This window comes from Candidatus Chordibacter forsetii, from assembly GCF_964187505.1.
GTDB classification, from domain to species: domain Bacteria; phylum Verrucomicrobiota; class Verrucomicrobiia; order Opitutales; family Seribacteraceae; genus Chordibacter; species Chordibacter forsetii.
Genome location: NZ_CAXLML010000005.1, coordinates 1 through 4,457, shown reverse-complemented (window position 1 = coordinate 4,457; position 4,457 = coordinate 1). Strand labels below are relative to the sequence as shown.

5 protein-coding genes are annotated in these 4,457 nt (G+C 40.3%); all 5 read left to right on the top strand.

Annotated features, from left to right (window positions below; genetic code table 11):
- On the top strand, positions 1 to 279 hold a 279-nt coding region (locus ACKPQ4_RS00210), incomplete at its 5' end, for a 30S ribosomal protein S6 (RefSeq protein ID WP_407679193.1).
- A gap of 15 nt (positions 280 to 294) precedes the next feature.
- Positions 295 to 753: a single-stranded DNA-binding protein gene (locus ACKPQ4_RS00205; protein WP_407679192.1), complete on the top strand. Its 459-nt coding sequence runs from the start codon at positions 295 to 297 to the stop codon at positions 751 to 753.
- 19 nt (positions 754 to 772) lie between these two features.
- Positions 773 to 1,246, top strand: a complete 474-nt coding sequence (rplI, locus tag ACKPQ4_RS00200; RefSeq protein WP_407679191.1) for a 50S ribosomal protein L9 — start codon at positions 773 to 775, stop codon at positions 1,244 to 1,246.
- A 34-nt stretch (positions 1,247 to 1,280) separates the two neighbouring features.
- Positions 1,281 to 2,759, top strand: coding sequence for a replicative DNA helicase (gene dnaB / locus ACKPQ4_RS00195; protein WP_407679190.1), 1,479 nt, complete (start codon positions 1,281 to 1,283; stop codon positions 2,757 to 2,759).
- Positions 2,760 to 2,766: 7 nt separating this feature from the next.
- Positions 2,767 to 4,457 (top strand): outer membrane protein assembly factor BamA (gene bamA / locus ACKPQ4_RS00190; protein WP_407679189.1); only part of this gene is annotated, 1,691 nt, incomplete at its 3' end.

Sequence of the window (4,457 nt, the reverse complement as noted above, 5' to 3'; positions counted from 1 at the left end):
TACTCAGCCACCATCGTTGTTGATCCAAGCGGAAGCGATGGATCGACCAGTGAAATGATACCAAAGCTTAGTGAAGTGATTGCCCAATCAGATGGGGAAGTAACTAAAGTGCAGGAGCTTGGTCAACATGACTTTGCTTATCCTTCCAGAAAAAAGATTTCTCGAGGCACATATCTTCAGTTTGAGCTTTCAGGGACTGCAGAAACCCCGCAAAAAATTAAGGAAAAACTGCGACTTGAAAAAAAGGTTGATCGTATCTTAATCGAGTGCAGTAGTTAGTATCTTTGATTCTTCATGGCTTCACTTAATAAAGTCCTCTTAATTGGCAATCTTACCCGCGATCCAGAGGTAAAGATGCTGTCTTCTGGTAGGCCTGTTTGTAATTTCGGGCTTGCTCTTAATAGAAACTTCAAAGACTCCGAAGGAAATAAGCGTGAAGAAGTAACTTTTATCGAGGTTGAATGTTTTGGGCCCAGGGCCGAGGCAGTGGGGAGGTTTTTCACCAAAGGCAGGTCGATTTTCGTTGAAGGCCGACTAAAGCTTGATCAATGGGAATCCAAAGAAGGGGAAAAGCGTAGTGCTATCCGAGTTGTACTAGATAGCTTCGAATTTGTAGATGCCGGGAAATCAGATTCGGGTTCGAGTATGCCCACTAAAAATATCCAACCCGATCGGCAAACGGAATCCCCCGCCTCTCCCAAACAAACTTTACCTCCCTCAGAACCTGACTTGGACGAAGACGTACCCTTTTAACCCTCCAAAAACTATAACAATGGCTCAAACAGAAATTTTACTTTTAGAAAAAGTCGACAACCTCGGAACTGAAGGTGATGTAGTCAAGGTTCGCCCCGGCTACGCCCGAAACTTTTTACTTCCTAAAGGTATTGCGGTTCCCCTTAATCAAGCTAACAAGAAACGCTTAGATTCCCTCAAGATTGCTCGTGCAGCCAGAGAGGCAGAGGAATTGCAAAACGCTCAAGATGTTGCTTCTAAAATTGGAGGTCTTTCTATTGCGATTGCTGTTAAAACAGGATCTGGAGGTAAACTGTTCGGTTCTGTAACTGCTTCTCAAATTATAGAGAAGGTCAGTGAGAAAGGCTTCTCACTTGATAAAAAGCACTTTAATAATTTTGCTCCCATCAAAAATCTCGGCCAAACAATTGTGCCTTTGTCTCTCTCGAAGGAGGTCACTGCGGAATTGAAAGTTGAAGTAGTTTCGGAAAACCCCATCGAGGAAGAGGAATAATTTACCTTCAATCAGCGTAGAAGGAAGGAAACTAATGTCGACTGTTTCGTCCCTGTCTACAAACGCGAAGGATTATTCTGATTCATCTTCTGATAGGAAGGTGGGCAGTCGTTCACTTGAAAAGATTGAAGGGCAGGCACTACCTAGTAACCTTGATGCGGAACAAGGAATTTTAGCAGCTTGTATTGTTGACGCTTCAGGTGAAGTGATGAGCAATTGTATTGAGCAAGCACTCAGACCAGAAGATTTTTATTTTACCAAGCATCAAATGATTTTTGATGCTCTGCTCGATCTTCATCAGGAAACGATTGAACCTGATGAGATTGTCTTGGCGGAAAAACTAAAAACTAATGGCAATTTAGAATTAGCTGGTGGGCAAGAGGGAATCACTAGCTTGGCTGGACGAATTGATACTACGGCTCATGCTTCTTTTTGGCTAGATATAGTGAAGCAAAAATCTCTGCTTCGAAAATGTATTTACATGGCTTTTGAAATGATTGACGGAGCAAACCGCCAACCAAGTAATGTAGAAGATTTTCTCGCAAATTTTGAACAAAGAGTTTGTTCATTGGGTGATGATCAAAACCTTCGTGCTTCCATTCCGTTCAGAGAACCTATTCAACACGCGATGGAACAAATCCAGCGCATGCTTTCTCGCGAGGAAACAGATGGTGTTTTTACCGGATACTCTGACTTAGATGGTTTAACTAATGGCTTCAAACCTGGAGAAATGATCGTTTTGGCTGCTCGTCCATCGGTCGGGAAGACCAGTCTTGCCATGAATATCGTGGAAAACATTGCTTTTAATGCACAATACCAAGATCAGCCCAGGCATGCCCTTGTTTTTAGTTTGGAAATGAGTGCCACATCACTTGCGATGAGATTGATATGTGGAAGAGCTCGTGTGAATATGAATGACCTACGAAAAGGTTTTGTCCCTCGCAGTCAGGCCGAAAATCTACATCAAACAAGCAAAGAATTTCAACAGGCCTCCCTTTGGGTGGATGATACTAGTGGATTAAGTATTAACCAAATTAGGGCAAAGGCAAGAAGGTTAAAAATGCGTAATAAGCTAGATTTTATAGTGGTTGATTATCTCCAGTTGATCTCAACAGAATCGAGAGTTTTTTCTCGAGAGAACCAGATATCTGAAATATCTCGTGGACTCAAAGCAATGGCTAAGGAACTGGAGGTGCCTGTATTGGTTTTAAGTCAATTAAACCGTGACTCCGAAAAAGAACGCAGGGATCCAAGACTCTCAGATTTGCGCGAGTCAGGAGCAATCGAGCAGGATGCTGATGTAGTTATGCTTCTCGGTAAACAAAGGAAGGGTGAGGATATTAGAGAAATGGACCATGATGGGGAGACTGAATCAAGTGAAGAAGAAGATTTCGAACCTATTGTATTGATATTAGCAAAGCAAAGAAATGGTCCCACGGGAAAAATCAATCTTGCATTTAGGCGTAAATTCACTCGATTCGAAAGTATGCAACAAGACCACCGTTTGAATTAGATTGGATATGAGACTATTTACATTCTTATTATTTTTCTCGGTATGCGTTGCGACTCTTATTGCCGATCCTTATTCGGGGGGTAAGACGATCTCGAGTATAAAAATTCAAATTTCAGGTCCCCCCACTGTAGGGGAGTCATATGTAAAACAAAATTTGCAAGTTCAAGAAGGTGATCATTATAAAACATCATCAATAGATAAATCGATTCGAAACCTCATGGAAACTGGTTCCATTAGAGATGTTAAGGTTTTTAAAGATCCTGTTTCTTCCAAAAATAATGATGTCGCTCTCGTTTTCAAAGTAGTTACTAAGCCAAGGATTGAAGAAATCCGTTTTAATGGAAATGACGAGCTATCAGATAAAAAACTTTTAAAATCCATTTCTGCAAAAGTTGGAGAATTATACGATGAGGCAAAAGTTAAATCGGACATATTAAGTTTAAAGACCCTCTACCTAGAAAAGGGTTTTTGGAACTCTGATGTTTCTTATCAAGTTCTTCGAGGTGTAGATGAACCCGATAAAAAAATCTTAAGTTTTTTTATAGAAGAAAATGAATTACGAAAAATTCGACGAATCCATTTTTCAGGTAACAATGCATTGGATGGTGGAGAACTACTTGATGCTATGGAAACAGCTCCATGGCGCTTTTGGAGATTTTGGTCAAAAAGGTCAAAATATTTACCGCGCGTTTTAGATGACGATATCGATAAAATATTACAGATCTATCGAAATGAGGGCTTTTTAGATGTTAAAATAAACCAATCAAAAATCATCATAAATCCATTTGGCTCGAATAGAATTGATCTTCAAATCCCGATTAATGAAGGATCTAGGTCTTATTTCGGTACTCAAAATGTATTTGGACAAGCCATTATTGATAGCAATGATTTGTTAAATGATTCCTTAATCACTACTGGTAAGCCTTACTCCCCTACTTTACTTTCCAGTGAAAGGAGTCGCTTAAGAAAAATATATGGAAATAGAGGTTATTTGGACACCAAAATCCGGATACAAAGAAAACCAAACCTCGTGAATAACCAAATAGATTTAGTATTTGAGATAACGGAAAATAATAAGTTTTCAGTAAATTCCATCGAAGTTAGAGGGAATGAGAAAACTAAAACGGTTGTTCTTATTCGGGAACTTGCATTGGCACCCGGTGAGACTTTTGATTTAACTCGGATGGAAACAAGCGAAGCAAGGCTGAAAAACACCAAGCTTTTCGAAAGAGTTTCAATTAGCGACGAACCAATTGCATCTGGTGACCCGGAATTAAGAAATTCTCGACGCAATATGATTGTAGATGTTGACGAAGGTCGTACTGGTCATGTCTCATTTGGAGTGGGTTTTAGTACTTTGGAAAAAGCCATGATGTATGCAGAGTTTCGTCAGGGTAATTTTGATATTATGAAATGGAGGGCGCCTCACCGCCTGCAGGGTGACGGCCAAAAGTTCCGACTTCGTTTGAAACTTGGTTCCAGGAGCAATGAAGTCCGTTTAGCCCTTGAGGAACCATGGTTTCTTAACCGTCGAGTGGCTGCAGGCTTTGAAGTTTTTCGAGAAAAATCAGATTATCAAAGTTCATACTATGATGAACTGAGGGCAGGCTTTGAGGTCTATTTTCGTAAGAGATTATTCGAGTTGGTGGAGGGACGGTTATTTTACAGTTTTGAGGATGTTTTAATTGAGGATATTGA